Below are 15,570 nucleotides of genomic sequence, written 5' to 3'. Positions count from 1 at the left end.
AATTTATGTTTTTAGAAATTGTAACACCAGAGGCAGTTTTATTTAGTGGAGAAGTAGAATCAGTTGCTGTACCAGGTATAAATGGTGAGTTTCAAATGCTGAACAATCACGCACCTATAGTGTCACTTTTACAACAAGGTAATGTTAAGATTAAAGGAAACGTTGAAGTTTCTGAAGATTTTAAAGACAAATTCTCTAAAGATGGAGATGATACTTTACTTACAATAAGTTCTGGTACAATAGAATTAAACGAAAATAAAATAATTATTCTAGCGGATTAATCTCTAGAATAATTAGTTATTCAAATATAAAAAACTCGAAGCATTGCTTCGAGTTTTTTATTGGATTAGTTTATGTGTTAGAATTTATCGGTTAACCACCTATATACATCATTTCCATTGGCAAATAATAGTAATGCTATTAGAATAATAAAACCTGTAACCTGAGCATATTCTAAGAACTTATCGCTAGGCTTTCTACCTGAGATCATTTCATATAATGTAAAGACTACATGACCACCATCTAAGGCTGGTATAGGCAATAGATTCATAAAACCGAGCATAATTGACAAGAAAGCCGTTATACTAAGAAATGTCTGCCAATCCCAAGTTGCCGGAAAAATACTTCCTATAGTAATAAAACCTCCTAGTCCTTTATAAGCACCAGTTTTAGGGTTAAATATCTTCTTAAATTGCTTTATATAACTTGCAAGTGTATTGTATGATTTTTCAATTCCTGCTGGAATCGCCTCCATAAAAGAATAGGTTTTAGTTTCTAAATCATAATACCCTAATTTACTAGCATCAATTATTGATATACTCGCTGGATAGACTTCGATTTTAGCAGAATCACTAACCTTAACGGTTAAATTTACATTCTCATTATTTCTTTTAACTGTAAGTGGAATTTCTTGACCTTTATAATTTTTAAGCGTAGAGCTCATTTCGTCAAAATATTTAATGGGCTCATTATTAACAGCAACAACAATATCCTTTGCTAATAATCCACTTGTAGTATTTAATGAAGAGTCAGTAACTTGCCCAACTACAAAAGGCATTCTTGGCATAATAAAACTTCCATCTTCTTTTTTGCGTTCAATTAACTTAGAAATAAAATCTATAGGAATTTCTTTATCTATTATTTCACCATTTCGTTCAATGGTATAAGAATTTCCATTAACAAATTCAGGTAAAAGATTACTAAATTTTCTAACCTCATTTCCATCTATTTTTAAGATCTTATCTCCAGTTTCTAATCCCAAATCTTTGCCTAATTGATCTTGTACCCAAACACCATCCTTTAGATTTTCGTTAGGCAAATATTTTTCTCCCCATATGTTTAAGATTAAGATGTATAAAAGTATTCCTAAGATAAAATTTACAGTAACACCACCTAACATAATAATTAATCGTTGCCAAGCAGGTTTAGACCTGAATTCCCAAGGTTTAGGTTCTTGCTTCATTTGCTCAGTATCCATGCTTTCGTCGATCATACCGGCAATCTTTACATATCCGCCTAGAGGAATCCATCCTATACCATAAACAGTTTCTCCGATTTTCTTTTTAAATAATGAAAATTTATAATCAAAAAATAAATAGAACTTTTCAACTTTGGTTTTAAATAATTTTGCAGGGATAAAGTGCCCTAATTCGTGTAAAACTATTAGGATCGATAAGCTTAAAATGAATTGTGATACTTTTATGAATACTTCCATTAAATCAATAAAAATTAAAAACGCACAAATGTACCATTTTATGGTCAATTGTGGGTAATTGACCGACATCAAAATAGCGTTAAACTTAAGCTAAAGTTATTTTTTAAGAATCGTTTTATGCAGCGTGCCTTGAGAGGTTTCTATTTTAACCAAATGCATACCAGCAGAAAGAGGTTTTAAGTTTATTGAAATAAGTGGACTAGATTCTTCTAATACCAGTTTACCAAGCATATTGTAAATTGATACTTTTTCTACTACAGCTTCACTAGAATTTTGAATTTTAATAAGGTTTATTGCAGGATTTGGATATAAAGAAATTTCCTTATTTAAAACTTCTTGATCGATACCAGCTTTTACAATATTATTATTTGAAATCAATTGAAAATCAGGATCTATTTCTATTGTTTCAATTTTAAAAGGTAGAGGAGCGTTAAAACTTTGCCCGCTTTGACTAATTTCTAATCTAACTAATTGCGATTGACCTTTAGTGCCAATTAATTTAATAGGTAAAGGCATTTCAAAAAAGGATACTGACGCGTCAGATTGTGATTGTTTTACTGTAAAACTAGCTTCATTTGTCGTTTCATTTTGAAACCAACTAACCTGATAGGAAGGATGCCCTTTACTTTTAAACCAATCATTAAAAAAATAAGTTAACTCTATATCACTTTTGTTTTCTAGAAGGTATTGAAAGTCTAACAAATCTACTTCAGTATTATTTTCCTCAATTGAATTTTTATAATCTCCAATAGCCTCATAAAAAACACTATCACCTAATTTATACTTTAACATATGTAATATCATTGCAGTTTTTAAAAAACTTGCTTCTTGAATATTACTATTTGAAGTCAATTTGGCGATGGTCTCTTTGCGCCAATCTATATTATCGGTATCATATCCTGTAAAAGAATTTTCCTCAAAGGAATTTACAAATTCACTTAGATACATGTTTTGCATACTAAATGCTTCATTTTCTTGAGAAACTACTATAAGCGGAAATATGAATAAAAATAAGCGTATTAGTTTATTCATATAACGTAAATTTGTGATATGTAATTCATAGCAAAGGGGGTAATAGTATAACAAATATATAAAAAATTAATGAAATCTAGTTTTTTTAAAAAACCAAGAATATCAATAATAATAGTTTTATCTATATTCTTAATCTCTGTTATAATAGGATATTTTTTATTAAACCCTAAAAAAACATTACCAATTTATAGCCCTTCCGATGTAAATCCTAAGTTAGTAGATTATTCCGTTCAACATATAAAGAGTAATCATAGAATAGCAGATTTTAGTTTAGTTGATCAGAATGGAGATATCATCACCAACAATACTTACAAAGATAAAATCTATGTTGCAGATTTCTTTTTTACCCGTTGTGCAACTATTTGCCCTATTATGACAGGTAATATGATAGAATTACAAAATATATATAAAGATGATGATGATATAATGCTATTGTCGCATTCGGTAACTCCAATAATGGATAGTATTCCTATCTTAAAGATGTATGCTGAAAACAAGGGTATAATAGCAAATAAGTGGCATATTACTACTGGAAATAAAAAGCATATTTATGATTTAGCTCGTAAATCGTATTTCGCAACTTTAGATGAAGGTGATGGAGGTGAACAAGACTTTATTCATACAGAACAATTCATATTAGTAGATAAAAAAAGGCAAATTAGAGGCTATTATGATGGGACTGATAAAAAAGAAATAGAAAGAATAAAAAAGGATATTGAGATATTAAAAAGAGAAAGATAAATCACTCTTTATTTTTTGAGTCCATATTAATTGTCACTGGCCCATCATTTAGAAGTTCTACTTTCATATTGGCACCAAAGATACCAGTACCAACTTTTTTACTTAAATCTTTTTCTAATTGTTGTATAAATTGCTCATACAACGGAATAGCTATTTTTGGTTTTGCAGCTTTAATATAAGATGGCCTATTACCTTTTTTTGTTGATGCATGTAATGTAAACTGACTTACTATAATTGCATCGCCATTTACATCTAGTAACGATTTATTCATTACATCGTTTTCATCATTAAAAATACGAAGATTAACGATTTTTTTAGTTAACCATTTTATATCACTTTTTGAGTCGTCATTTGTAATTCCTAATAAGATTAGAAGCCCATGTTTTATAGAACTTATAATTTTTCCATCTACAGATACAGAAGCTTTAGAAACTCTTTGAATTACTGCTTTCATATATAATTATCTACTCTATAATTTTCGTCTTCGCCAGCTAATAGCTGGAGGTAACTTCTATATCTAGAAAATGCAATTTTATCATCTTGAACAGCTTCCTTTATTGCACATTTGGGCTCATTTGTGTGCAAGCAATTGTTGAATTTACACTGCTGTTTTAGTGAGAAAATTTCAGGAAAAAAATCACCAATTTCTTCCTCTTGAAAATCGACGACTCCAAATCCTTTTATACCAGGTGTATCAATAATGCTTCCACCGAAAGGTAAATCAAACATTTCTGCAAAAGTGGTGGTATGTTGCCCTTGTTTATGTTGAGATGAAATTTCGGCTGTTTTTAAATTTAATTCAGGAGCAATTTTATTTATTAGAGTAGACTTACCGATACCAGAATGACCTGAAAACATACTTACTTTGTCTTTCATTAAATCTTCTAATTGATCAATATTCACATCATTTTTAGCAGAAATATTAAGGCATTTATAACCTATGTTTTTATAGATAGTTTCTAGACTGTTTTTTTGTTCTAACTCTTCTTTATTATAAATATCTATCTTATTAAAGATAATTATGGCAGGAATAGAATAAGCTTCGGCGGTTGCTAAAAAACGATCTATAAAACTCGTAAATGTCTGTGGTTCTTTAAGGGTAACCAGTAAAAAAACCTGATCTATATTAGCCGCAATAATATGCGTTTGCTTAGAAAGATTTACAGATTTTCGGATAATGTAATTTTTTCTGACATGGATGGTAGTTATTATTCCGTTTTCTGAATCTTCTTCTAGTTTAATATCTACTTTATCACCAACAGTTACAGGATTTGTACTCTTGATTCCTTTTATTCTAAATTTTCCACGGATACGACAATTTATAAACTGACCATTATCTAGTTTAACAATGTACCAACTACCCGTAGATTTTGTGACAACTCCTTTCAATTTCATTCAAGCAAAACTACCAAAATTATTTTCAAATGAATACAATAAAAAAATCCGTTTCGATTTATTCAAAACGGATTTTACAAGTTGTTTTTTCAATATTAATTTTCAACAGATAGATTACTGTACTTTTTAGCATAATATAACATTTGTTCTTCAAAAGAATTTGGTTGTACTACTTTAATTGCTATAATTTCACCAGCATCATTTGTTTCTGGAGTTAATACAGGATTTACAAACCCACTATATGGAGCAGATTTAAATTTACTATTACGCTCTAGTACTTCTTTATGTATATTTTGGTCTACTTTTACTCCATAAGTTTCTACTAAAGCTTGTGCAGCAGCGAAATCCCCTTCAGATTTAATACGTTGAGTTTCTTTTAATAATTGACCGAATAACTCACGTAATTTATTGTAATCATTTATGTTAAAATAAGTTTTTTCATCTCGGGTCACTTTTTCTATAACGCCATCGGCCTGACCTTTTTCAAAAACCCAAGCTGAAATCCATTGTCTATTACGCATATGTGCTTCTTCTACATCTGCACCAGGTTCTAGACGAATTAATTGAGTCATTAAACCATTTCTTATATAGCCATCATAAGCTGCTTTACCTGTTGCTTCCCAATCTTCAACTAATCCTAATTCTTGTAATTTATAGTCCATGAGATAATATAATCCAATAAGATCTGCTCTACCTTCTTCTAAAGTAGAAGCATAACTTTTTAATGTTTCTTTTGGTGTACCAATACCATCATTTAACTGACCAGAAGCATGGCCTACAACCTCATGCAATGCAGTATGTAATTTATCGGCTAATTTGCCATATTTTTCTTCTAATTCAATTTCTTCGGCATCATGAGCAAATTCTTTTAAACGACCTGAACCACCTGCATTGTTATAGGCGCCTATAATATTTCCTAAAGAAACTGATTTAGAACCATGTTGTTGACGGATCCAATTATTATTTGGCAGATTTACACCAATTGGTGTACTCGGTGATGCATCTCCTGCTTCGCCGGCAACATTTACCGTTTTATATGATACTCCCACAACATTTTTCTTTTTATGAGCATCCATTAGAGGAGAATTGTCTTCAAACCATTGTGCATTTTCTGATAGCACTGCCATTTTTTTAGACATGTCGAAATCCTTGATCTCTATAATACTTTCATAAGACCCCTTATACCCTTTAGGATCATTATATACTTCTATAAAACCATTGATCCAATCGATATTTCCTTCAGTAGAAGTTGCCCAAGCAATAGCATAGTCATCCCAAGTATGTAAATCTCCAGTTTTATAATATTCAATTAATAATTCTAAAGCCTTAGCTTGTTTTTCATTTTCAGCTACATCTTTAGCTTTTTCTAACCAATAAATAATTTTATCAATAGCAGCTCCATAGAGCCCGCCTGATTTATATACTTTTTCAACTAGCTTACCATCTTCTTTAACTAATCTAGTGTTTAAACCCTTTTCGATAGGTTTGTTTTTATCGACTTCAATGGCATTATAATAACTATCTACATCAGCTTCAGTTACGTCTGGACCATAAAAATTAATAGCAGATTCTAGAACAATATCAGCATCTTTAGATAGATTTACTTTTTTAGCATCTTTGTCATTAAAGATTACTTCTAGTGCTTCTCCTGTTAAAGCGGTATTGGTGTCTTTTAATAACTGTTCTAAATATTCTTTAGAAAATCCAGGTTTAATTTTATCATTTGAATAATGATGATGTATTCCGTTTGAGAACCAAACACGTTTTAGATAGGTTTCAAAAGCTTTCCAATCATCAGCAGTTTTATCTCCTTTATAAGATGTGTAAATATTTTCTAAGGCATTTCTTATCGATAAATTATGACGATAATTTTGAGCCCACATAATATCACGACCTGCTAAACCAGCTTGTGTTAAATAATAAACTAATGTTTGCTCTTTTAGAGTTAATTCATCAAATCCAGGAATTTGATAGCGTAATATTTTTAAATCTGCAAACTGATCTACTACATATTCAAATTTTTTATCTTCTTTGACTTCAGTTTCAACAGGCTCTTTACCTTTACAAGATATTAAAACACTCATAATAAGAATGCTATAAAACAGATATTTGATTTTCATTTGTTCGAATTTAATTTAATGAGCGCCAAATTTAATTAAAAATTGACTTAATTCTTTATATTTGTGATAATTACTAACTCTAATATTGTCTAAAATGAAAATCCTTAAATATTTATTATTGCTTGTACTTATAGTTCTTATTGGTGGTGCTATTTACTTAGCGACCCTAGATGGAAAGTATGATGTAAAACGTTCTAAAGTAATTAAAGCACCTGTAGAATTAGTTTTTAATAAAGTAAATGATTATAAAACTTGGGAAAGTTGGTCACCGTGGTTATGGAAAGATCCGAACACAAAATTAACTTTTGGTGAAACTACTTCTGGTAATGGAGCATCTTATTCATGGGATAGTGAACATAAAGATGTAGGTGCTGGTAGCATGGAAACTATTGAGAGTAAAGCTAATGAATCTCTCGATCAAAAAATTAAATTTACTAAGCCTTGGGAATCTGAATCAGATATTTATTGGACTTTTAAGCCTGCTGAAGGGGGTGGTACAGAAGTGACCTGGGGAATGAAGGGTGAAATGCCTTTTATGATGAGATATATGGCATCTAAAATGGATGAATATGTGGGTAAAGACTATGATTCTGGCTTGATAAAGTTAGACAGTGTTATTCAGTCTGATATGAAAAAATATAGCGTAGTTGTTAATGGAGAAACTACTCATGGTGGAGGTTATTATCTATACAATACCACGTCTTGTAAGATTGAAGAATTGGCCGATAAAATGAATAAAATGATGCCTAAAGTTGGTGAATATGTACAAAAGAATAATATAAAAATGGCAGGCATGCCTTTTACCTTATATCATAAATACGATGTAGAAAATAATGCCGTTATTTTCTCATGTGCTGCTCCAGTAGCTGATAGAGTAATTACAGATGCTGCTAGTGGCTTACAAACAGGTATGTTAAAACCTTTTAAAGCAATTAAAACGACTCTTAAAGGTAATTACGATAACTTAAAAGAAGCATGGGAAACAGCCTATAAATATATAGTTGATAATAATCTAGAACAGGTTGCTGGTAGTGCTGCTATGGAGGTTTATAAAAATGATCCGATGACACGAGCTAACCCTGCGGACTGGGAAACTGAGATTTATATTCCTGTAAAATAATTTTTAAAAACCTGAATCTTAATTCGGGTTTTTTTATACCTCATTATATCTAAAACAATCTGTTGTATGATCATTTACCATACCTGTAGCTTGCATGTGCGCATAAATAACTGTAGATCCTGCAAATTTAAAGCCTCTCTTTTTTAAGTCTTTAGATAGTTGGTTAGAAAGTTCTGTTGTTGCTGGTACTTCTGACATAGATTTGAATTTGTTTTTTATAGGTTTTCCGTTTGTGAAATTCCAAATGTATTTTGAAAAAGAACCAAATTCTTTTTGAATTTTTATAAAAGCTTGTGCATTAGAAATAGTAGCTTTTATTTTTAATTTGTTTCTAATAATTCCAGCATCTTGAAGTAATTCATCATATTTTGCTTCACCATAATTCGCAATCTTTTTATAATCGAAATTATCAAATGCTTTGCGGAAATTTTCTCGTTTTCTTAGAATAGTTATCCAACTTAAACCGGCTTGAAAAGTTTCTAAAATCAAAAATTCAAATAAAGTATCATCATCATATACAGGCACGCCCCATTCTTTATCATGATATTCAACATAAAGTGGATCTTCACCACACCAAGTACACCTTTTTTTATTCATAATTAGTTTATTGTTTGGGACGTTTTTTTATAAACAACACCTCGATCTTTTAAATATTCTAAAATATATTTAAAACAATTTTCATACTTACCGATTAGTTCTGGTGGGAATACACCTTTTTCGTTAAATAATCCATCTAAGAGCATATTTGCAGAAGCCGTAGCTGTATAACCTGTTGACCTCGCCATAGAAGATGTTTGAGAGTTATTACAATATTTATCATGTAAAGTATAAATGATTTCTTCAATTTTTCCTTGAGAATTTTCACCTTTTACTATCACTTTCATTACGGTAATTTCTTCTTCAGTATCATTTAATTTCCATTCATTAAATAATATTTTACTAGTAAAATCTAAAGGAGAAATTTCTGAATTATTTAGCAAGATTTTATCTTCACTAAAAAAGCCACTCTCTTTTAAAACTTTAATATACTCTACATGACCAGGATAACGTAGTGTTTTTTCCTTCATGTTTTTAATATGCGACATAGTGTGGATAATCGAACGAAGACCATCAGAATTAAAAGATTCTAGAGTGCCTATATTTTCAAATTCAATGTATTCACAATCGGTCAAAGCGTCTCTAGTTATAAGTTTTCCATTTTCTACATATCTAGCAGGTCTGGTATATTCTTCGATAACATCAACTGGAGAAAAAGGCGCTTTATAATTGAATGGCCATTTTTTTACTTTTGGTAATCCGCCAACTAAGCATTCAAAATCTGTTAGTTTTAATTGCTCGTTATAATAACCTAATATATAATTATCCATGCCTGGCGCTACGCCGCAATCAACAATAGCTGTTACATTATTCTCTTTTGCTAAATCATCCAATTTTAAAGAATTTTCAGGGAAAAATGAAATATCGACAACATCTTTTTTAGACTCAATAATTGTTTTTAGAGTTTTAAACCCTAGGAATCCTGGGACTGCACATATCACCAAATGGTAAGACGATATAGTTTTTTGTAAATCAGATTTATTAGTAACGTCTAGTTGTTTAATTTCAAGATTATTACATTTTTCTTTTATCTTTTTTAAAGCTTCTGCATTAAGATCTGTTACTGTAACTTGATGTTTTTTAGAGAGGTCAATAGCCATGGCACTACCAACCATACCAGCCCCTAATACAATTATTTTACTCATTTTTATAAATAGCGAGGTTAATTATTAGAAAGTTTAATATCTTTTGAAGACCAAATATAGTATATATTTAGGCTTAACCTTTTTGAATTTAATAGTATAATTATTAGTTTGGAATTAATTAAAAAAAAATTATATCAAGCTTGTCTTGATTTTGTAAAAGGCAAAGAAGAAGCTATTCTCAAAACTATTCAATCTAACCAAGAAGCACTGAATTCAGAAACTAAGAGTAGTGCAGGCGACAAACATGAAACAGGTAGAGCTATGCTACAGCTTGAAATTGAAAAAGCAAGTCAACAGTTAGAAGTAGCTCATAATATGAAAACTATTTTAAGTAGAATAGATATTCCAGAAGCTTCTAAAGTAGTTAGACTTGGAAGTTTAATTATAACCAATCAGGCGAATTACTATCTTTCTATTAGTGCTGGCGAACTATTGGTAAATGGAATAACGTATTATGGAGTTTCAGTTAGGTCACCAATTGGCAAGTTATTATTAGGTAAAAGAGTAGGCGAGAAGTTTGTACTCAATAAAGAGATTGTTGTTAAAGAAATATATTAATAAAAAATCCCGCTCATAGCGGGATTTTAATTTTATAATCAAAGAGAACTAATCTTTATAATCAGACTTTAATTCTTTTATTCCCATATTATAGAGCGTAAATCCAAAAATATCGGCAGTTTGTTCAATAGTTTTACTAATTGGTGTTCCAGCACCATGACCAGCATTAGTTTCAATACGAATCAAGGTTGGATTAGCACCTGACTGTTTATCTTGTAATTCAGCAGCAAACTTGAAACTGTGAGCAGGCACAACTCTATCGTCATGATCACCAGTTGTAATTAATGTGGCTGGATACTGCACACCTTCCTTAACATTATGAACAGGAGAGTATCCCTTAATATATTCGAACATCTCTTTACTTTGTTCAGATGTACCATAATCATATGCCCATCCTGCACCAGCAGTAAACGTATGATAACGTAACATATCTAATACACCAACAGCAGGTAATGCTACTTTCATTAAATCTGGTCGTTGTGTCATAGTAGCACCTACAAGTAATCCTCCGTTTGAACCGCCACTAATTGCCAAATAATCTGAAGATGTATAATTTTCAGCTATTAAATATTCTGCCGCTGCGATAAAATCATCGAATACGTTTTGTTTTTGCAATTGAGTACCCGCTTTATGCCATGCTTTTCCATACTCGCCACCACCTCTTAAATTGGCAACGGCATATATACCACCTTGCTCCATCCAAACAATACTTGTAGTTCTAAATCTTGGGGTTAAGCTAATATTAAATCCACCATAACCATATAAAATAGTTGGATTCTTACCATTTAGTTCTAGCCCTTTTTTATAGGTAATTATCATCGGCACTTTAGTGCCATCTTTTGAAGTATAGAATACTTGTTTTGACTCAAAATCATCACCATTAAAGTCCATCACAGGTTTTTTAAATACTGTTGAGCTTCCCTCTTTAGGGTTTAAGTTGTAAATAGTAGAAGGAGTTGTATAATTGCTGAAATTGAAGTATATATCTTTAGCATCTTTTTTAGCATTAAATCCGCTCGCAGTACCAATGCCAGGTAATTCAACCTCTCTAATTAATTTTCCGCTATAATCATATTGCATTACTTTAGAAATAGCGTCTTGCATATATCTTGCAAAAATATAACCACTACCAGTGCTTATGTTTAGCACATTTTCTGTTTCGGGTATTAGATCTTTCCAGTTATCTGAAGACGGATTATTAATATCTACCTTGACTAATCGTTGATTCGGTGCATTTAGATTAGTAAGAATAAATAACGTACTGCCATCATTATCTACAATAGTGTTATCACTATCAAAATTATCTACAATAGTCATTAATTTACTATTGGGCTTCGATAAATCTTTAACATAAAGATCATTACCTGAAGTAGACTTAGCTCCGCTAATTATTAAATACCGATCATCTTCTGTAACACCGCCAAAAATATATCTATGTTTCTGTTCTGGTGTTCCTCCAAAAATTAATTGATCATCTTTTTGCTCTGTGCCTAGTTTGTGGTAATATAATTTATGCTGATCTGTTTTGGCTGATAGTTCACTTCCTTTTGGCTTATCGTAACTAGAATAATAAAAACCTTCATTACCTTTCCAAGAGATGCCACTAAATTTCACATCAATAAGAGTATCTTCTTTAATCTCTTTTGTGATAGCATTCATAGTAATTACCTTACGCCAGTCTGAACCACCTTCAGAAATTGCATATGCAGCAATACTACCATCTTTTGAGAAAGATAATGCACCTAAAGAAGTTGTTCCATCCTCAGAAAAAGTATTAGGATTTAGGAAAACTTCAGGATCTTCACCTTCTTTTTGTCTATAAACCACAGATTGATTTTGCAAGCCATCATTTTTTCTAAAATAGGTATAATCACCTTCTTTAACAGGAGCAGTATATCTTTCGTAGTTAATTAATTTCTCTATACGTTTTTTTAGTTCTTCTCGATATGGAATCTTATCTAAATAACCAAAAGTTACCTTATTCTGTTCTTCTACCCACTCAGCTGTTTCATCAGACATATCATCTTCTAACCAACGATATGGATCTTTTATATCTGTTCCGAAATAGGTATCTACAGTGTCAACTTTTTTGGTTTCAGGATAGGTCATAGCCAGCTGTTCTTCTGTCTTTTTATCTGTTTTACAGGAAATTATAATTAATGTTGCAATAAATAAAAAAAGAATTTTTTTCATGATTAAGTTAGTTTTATTTTGAAGCAACACAAAACTACTAAAAAAGGAACTTTAAATTACATGATTGATTCTGAATAACAGAATTTTAACTTTTTTATTGACGTCAACATACTTTTGTAATTTTTAAACATATATTCGTACCAATAGGAGTAAAATTAAAATTTAAATGACTGAATTATTGACCAAAGAAACTTTTTTAGAAAAAGTTTTTAATTATAACGAAAATAAAGAATGGAAGTTTGAAGGTGGTATACCGTGTATAGTTGATTTTTATGCCGATTGGTGTGGGCCATGTAAAATGATCGCTCCAGTTTTAGAGCAATTAAGTGAAGAATACAAAGGAAAGATCAATATTTATAAAGTTGACACAGAAGTAGAACAAGAACTTTCTGCTGCTTTTGCAATTAGAAGTATACCTTCTATGCTGTTTTGTCAAGCCAATGAACAACCACAAATGGCCAATGGAGCTTTGCCTAAGCAAGAGTTAGAAAGAATAATTGAAGAAGTATTAAAAGTAAAAAAGCCTGAATTGTAATTCAGGCTTCATATAATTTTTTTATGTACTTAAGAAATTACTTTAGTAGAAACTAAATTATTTGCTACTAAATATTCTGCAATTTGTATTGCATTAGTTGCAGCACCTTTGCGTAAATTGTCTGAAACAATCCACATATTCAGGCTTTTCGGTTGAGATAGATCTCTACGAATTCTACCTACAAAAACATCATCTTTTCCTTCAGCATAAATTGGCATAGGATAGGTATTAGTATCTACATTGTCTTGAACAGTTACACCATCTGTTTCACTTAAGATTGTTCTAACTTCTGACTCGTCGAAATCATTTTCAAATTCAATATTCACACTTTCACTATGCCCACCAACTACCGGAATTCTAACAGCCGTGGCTGTTATAGCAATGGATCTATCATCTAAGATCTTTTGTGTTTCTCGAACAAGCTTTAGCTCTTCTTTTGTATAGCCGTTGCTTTCAAAAACATCACAATGTGGTATGGCATTTCTATGTATTGGGTAATGATAGGCCATATCACCTTTTTCACCTTTGTACTCATTTTCTAATTGTTGAACGGCCTTTACACCAGTTCCTGTAATAGATTGATACGTAGAAATTACCAAGCGTTTTATGCCATACTTTTTATGAAGAGGTGCTAACGCAACAACCATTTGTATTGTAGAACAATTAGGATTTGCAATTATTAGATCATCCTCGGTTAGCTGCGAAGCATTAATTTCAGGAACCACTAATTTTTTAGAGGCATCCATTCTCCACGCCGAAGAATTATCAATTACTATAGTGCCGACTTCAGCAAATTTTGGTGCCCATTCTAAAGATGTGCTACCTCCTGCAGAGAATAGTGCAATATCTGGTTGCATCTCTACGGCGGTTTGTAACCCTACTACTGAATATTCAGAATTCTTATAAGTTACCTTTTTCCCAACAGATCTTTCAGATGCAACAGGGATTAATTCCGTTATCGGAAAATTACGCTCCTCTAATGTTTTTAACATTACATTACCTACCATTCCGGTAGCACCAACTACAGCAACTCTCATAATTTATAGTTTACTAATTTCGATACAAAGGTCATAAAAAAGCTAAGATTATATGTATGCAAACGCCTAAAAATGGCTTAAGTTTAATTTGAGCCAAAATTATTACTTTTGCCGCAAATTATAACATTCTTTTAATCTTAAAATTAGTATAGCATGCAACTGTACAATACACTAAGTGCAAAAGAAAGAGCTGCGTTAATCGAAGAAGCTGGCCAGCAACGATTAACCCTATCTTTCTATCAATATGCCAAAATTGGCAATCCGCAATTATTTAGAAATCACTTGTTTGTTACTTGGAATGAGTTAGATGTTCTCGGCAGAATTTATGTTGCCCATGAAGGAATTAATGGACAATTATCTGTACCAGCAGAAAATTTCAAGTTATTTAAAGAACATTTAGATAGTATTCCTTTTTTAAAAGATATTCGTTTGAATATTGCCATTGAACAAGATAATATGTCTTTCTTAAAACTAAAAGTGAAAGTGAGGCATAAAATTGTAGCCGATGGTTTAAATGATGAAACTTTTGATGTGACAAATAAAGGCGTTCATTTAAAGGCGAAAGAGTTTAATAAACTACTCGAAGACCCTAATACTATTTGTGTCGATATGCGCAATCATTACGAAAGTGAAATAGGTCATTTTAAAGGCGCAATTACTCCAGATGTAGATACTTTTCGTGATTCGTTAGATATAATAGAAGAGGATCTAAAAGATCATAAAGAAGATAAAAATCTATTAATGTATTGTACTGGCGGTATACGTTGCGAAAAAGCAAGTGCCTACTATAAACACAAAGGTTTTAAAAATGTATTTCAGTTAGAAGGCGGGATTATAGAATATGTACGCCAGGTAAAAACCGAAGAATTAGAGAATAAGTTTGTGGGTAAAAACTTTGTATTTGATCATAGAAGAGGTGAGCGAATTTCGGCTGACGTGATTGCTGACTGTCATCAATGTGGCGAAAAATGTGACACACATGTAAATTGTGAAAACGAAGCATGTCACTTATTATTCATTCAATGTGATTCTTGTAAAGAAAAAATGCAAGGATGTTGTTCGCCAGATTGTCAAGAAGTTTTTAATCTTCCTTACGAGGAACAGAAAGCACTCCGCAAAGGGAAACATAATAGTAATAAGATATTTAAAAAAGGACGTTCAGAAGTTCTTAAATATAAAAAATAGCTATTCGTGTAAATAATAAGCAAGATATTTAAAAGCAAGTATCGTTAGAATAATGCCTAAGGCAACTAGCCATACTTTTTTATAATATGTTTTATGGAGTTTGATGTCTTTTCGGTAACTCCAAACAATACCAATAGCAAAAGCGACAATAAAAAAAAGTGCGAAAATTTTCTGACCAGTACTAAATTGCATTGAGAT

The 15,570-nt window shown here is 31.3% G+C and carries 16 protein-coding genes; 6 read left to right on the top strand and 10 right to left on the bottom strand.

Annotated features, from left to right (window positions below; all coding sequences use genetic code 11):
* The first annotated feature begins 5 nt into the window (after nucleotides 1-5).
* On the top strand, nucleotides 6-281 hold the full coding sequence (locus tag AC3IF2_RS09785; protein WP_489166858.1) for a FoF1 ATP synthase subunit delta/epsilon: 276 nt from the start codon (nucleotides 6-8) through the stop codon (nucleotides 279-281).
* A 77-nt stretch (nucleotides 282-358) separates the two neighbouring features.
* Here AC3IF2_RS09785 and rseP read toward each other — a convergent pair whose 3' ends face one another.
* Nucleotides 359-1,714: an RIP metalloprotease RseP gene (rseP, locus tag AC3IF2_RS09780; protein WP_489166857.1), complete on the bottom strand. Its 1,356-nt coding sequence runs from the start codon at nucleotides 1,712-1,714 to the stop codon at nucleotides 359-361.
* Between the two features lie 96 nt (nucleotides 1,715-1,810).
* Complete coding sequence (locus AC3IF2_RS09775) at nucleotides 1,811-2,746, bottom strand: T9SS type A sorting domain-containing protein (RefSeq protein WP_489166856.1); 936 nt, start codon at nucleotides 2,744-2,746, stop codon at nucleotides 1,811-1,813.
* A 69-nt stretch (nucleotides 2,747-2,815) separates the two neighbouring features.
* On the opposite strand from AC3IF2_RS09775, the gene AC3IF2_RS09770 reads away from it, so the two are divergent.
* Complete coding sequence (locus tag AC3IF2_RS09770; protein ID WP_489166855.1) at nucleotides 2,816-3,487, top strand: SCO family protein; 672 nt, start codon at nucleotides 2,816-2,818, stop codon at nucleotides 3,485-3,487.
* A gap of 1 nt (nucleotide 3,488) precedes the next feature.
* Here the strand turns inward: AC3IF2_RS09770 and dtd are convergent, their stop codons facing one another.
* From dtd to AC3IF2_RS09755, 3 genes are all read right to left on the bottom strand, one after another.
* Entirely contained in the window at nucleotides 3,489-3,941 is a 453-nt protein-coding gene (gene dtd, locus AC3IF2_RS09765; protein WP_489166854.1) for a D-aminoacyl-tRNA deacylase, read from the bottom strand.
* Complete coding sequence (gene rsgA, locus AC3IF2_RS09760; RefSeq protein WP_489166920.1) at nucleotides 3,938-4,876, bottom strand: ribosome small subunit-dependent GTPase A; 939 nt, start codon at nucleotides 4,874-4,876, stop codon at nucleotides 3,938-3,940. The genes dtd and rsgA overlap by 4 nt, the downstream gene beginning before the upstream one ends.
* 101 nt (nucleotides 4,877-4,977) lie before the next feature.
* Nucleotides 4,978-7,002, bottom strand: a complete 2,025-nt coding sequence (locus AC3IF2_RS09755) for a dipeptidyl-peptidase 3 family protein (RefSeq protein ID WP_489166853.1) — start codon at nucleotides 7,000-7,002, stop codon at nucleotides 4,978-4,980.
* Nucleotides 7,003-7,096: 94 nt separating this feature from the next.
* Between AC3IF2_RS09755 and AC3IF2_RS09750 the strand changes: the two genes are divergently transcribed.
* A complete protein-coding gene (locus AC3IF2_RS09750) occupies nucleotides 7,097-8,122 on the top strand; it encodes an SRPBCC family protein (RefSeq protein ID WP_489166852.1) in 1,026 nt (341 codons plus the stop codon).
* Nucleotides 8,123-8,155: 33 nt separating this feature from the next.
* Here the strand turns inward: AC3IF2_RS09750 and AC3IF2_RS09745 are convergent, their stop codons facing one another.
* Nucleotides 8,156-8,719: a DNA-3-methyladenine glycosylase I gene (locus tag AC3IF2_RS09745; protein WP_489166851.1), complete on the bottom strand. Its 564-nt coding sequence runs from the start codon at nucleotides 8,717-8,719 to the stop codon at nucleotides 8,156-8,158.
* Between the two features lie 2 nt (nucleotides 8,720-8,721).
* Nucleotides 8,722-9,864, bottom strand: coding sequence for a saccharopine dehydrogenase family protein (locus AC3IF2_RS09740; protein WP_489166850.1), 1,143 nt, complete (start codon nucleotides 9,862-9,864; stop codon nucleotides 8,722-8,724).
* 108 nt (nucleotides 9,865-9,972) lie between these two features.
* Between AC3IF2_RS09740 and AC3IF2_RS09735 the strand changes: the two genes are divergently transcribed.
* The gene (locus AC3IF2_RS09735) at nucleotides 9,973-10,422 is read left to right on the top strand and encodes a 3-oxoacyl-ACP synthase (RefSeq protein ID WP_489166849.1); all 450 of its coding nucleotides are present in this window, start codon (nucleotides 9,973-9,975) and stop codon (nucleotides 10,420-10,422) included.
* A gap of 48 nt (nucleotides 10,423-10,470) precedes the next feature.
* Here AC3IF2_RS09735 and AC3IF2_RS09730 read toward each other — a convergent pair whose 3' ends face one another.
* Entirely contained in the window at nucleotides 10,471-12,615 is a 2,145-nt protein-coding gene (locus tag AC3IF2_RS09730; RefSeq protein ID WP_489166848.1) for a prolyl oligopeptidase family serine peptidase, read from the bottom strand.
* A 166-nt stretch (nucleotides 12,616-12,781) separates the two neighbouring features.
* On the opposite strand from AC3IF2_RS09730, the gene trxA reads away from it, so the two are divergent.
* Nucleotides 12,782-13,150, top strand: a complete 369-nt coding sequence (gene trxA, locus AC3IF2_RS09725) for a thioredoxin (protein ID WP_489166847.1) — start codon at nucleotides 12,782-12,784, stop codon at nucleotides 13,148-13,150.
* A gap of 29 nt (nucleotides 13,151-13,179) precedes the next feature.
* Here trxA and AC3IF2_RS09720 read toward each other — a convergent pair whose 3' ends face one another.
* Nucleotides 13,180-14,187: an aspartate-semialdehyde dehydrogenase gene (locus tag AC3IF2_RS09720; protein WP_489166846.1), complete on the bottom strand. Its 1,008-nt coding sequence runs from the start codon at nucleotides 14,185-14,187 to the stop codon at nucleotides 13,180-13,182.
* A gap of 153 nt (nucleotides 14,188-14,340) precedes the next feature.
* On the opposite strand from AC3IF2_RS09720, the gene trhO reads away from it, so the two are divergent.
* Entirely contained in the window at nucleotides 14,341-15,372 is a 1,032-nt protein-coding gene (gene trhO / locus AC3IF2_RS09715) for an oxygen-dependent tRNA uridine(34) hydroxylase TrhO (protein WP_489166845.1), read from the top strand.
* Here trhO and AC3IF2_RS09710 read toward each other — a convergent pair whose 3' ends face one another.
* On the bottom strand, nucleotides 15,373-15,564 hold the full coding sequence (locus AC3IF2_RS09710) for a hypothetical protein (RefSeq protein ID WP_489166844.1): 192 nt from the start codon (nucleotides 15,562-15,564) through the stop codon (nucleotides 15,373-15,375).
* Nucleotides 15,565-15,570: the final 6 nt, after the last annotated feature.

This window comes from Maritimimonas rapanae (assembly GCF_057837205.1).
The sequence above is the reverse complement of the archived record's forward strand: the minus strand, read 5'-3'. Positions and strand labels throughout refer to the sequence as shown.

Excerpts from the sequence above, each read along its gene's own strand:
- AC3IF2_RS09785 (WP_489166858.1), top strand. The coding sequence starts at position 6 with ATGTTTTTAGAAATTGTAACACCAGAGGCAGTTTTATTTAGTGGAGAA.
- rseP (WP_489166857.1), bottom strand. The coding sequence starts at position 1,714 with ATGGAAGTATTCATAAAAGTATCACAATTCATTTTAAGCTTATCGATC.
- AC3IF2_RS09775 (WP_489166856.1), bottom strand. The coding sequence starts at position 2,746 with ATGAATAAACTAATACGCTTATTTTTATTCATATTTCCGCTTATAGTA.
- AC3IF2_RS09770 (WP_489166855.1), top strand. The coding sequence starts at position 2,816 with ATGAAATCTAGTTTTTTTAAAAAACCAAGAATATCAATAATAATAGTT.
- dtd (WP_489166854.1), bottom strand. The coding sequence starts at position 3,941 with ATGAAAGCAGTAATTCAAAGAGTTTCTAAAGCTTCTGTATCTGTAGAT.
- AC3IF2_RS09755 (WP_489166853.1), bottom strand. The coding sequence starts at position 7,002 with ATGAAAATCAAATATCTGTTTTATAGCATTCTTATTATGAGTGTTTTA.
- AC3IF2_RS09750 (WP_489166852.1), top strand. The coding sequence starts at position 7,097 with ATGAAAATCCTTAAATATTTATTATTGCTTGTACTTATAGTTCTTATT.
- AC3IF2_RS09745 (WP_489166851.1), bottom strand. The coding sequence starts at position 8,719 with ATGAATAAAAAAAGGTGTACTTGGTGTGGTGAAGATCCACTTTATGTT.
- AC3IF2_RS09740 (WP_489166850.1), bottom strand. The coding sequence starts at position 9,864 with ATGAGTAAAATAATTGTATTAGGGGCTGGTATGGTTGGTAGTGCCATG.
- AC3IF2_RS09730 (WP_489166848.1), bottom strand. The coding sequence starts at position 12,615 with ATGAAAAAAATTCTTTTTTTATTTATTGCAACATTAATTATAATTTCC.
- trxA (WP_489166847.1), top strand. The coding sequence starts at position 12,782 with ATGACTGAATTATTGACCAAAGAAACTTTTTTAGAAAAAGTTTTTAAT.
- AC3IF2_RS09720 (WP_489166846.1), bottom strand. The coding sequence starts at position 14,187 with ATGAGAGTTGCTGTAGTTGGTGCTACCGGAATGGTAGGTAATGTAATG.
- trhO (WP_489166845.1), top strand. The coding sequence starts at position 14,341 with ATGCAACTGTACAATACACTAAGTGCAAAAGAAAGAGCTGCGTTAATC.
- AC3IF2_RS09710 (WP_489166844.1), bottom strand. The coding sequence starts at position 15,564 with ATGCAATTTAGTACTGGTCAGAAAATTTTCGCACTTTTTTTTATTGTC.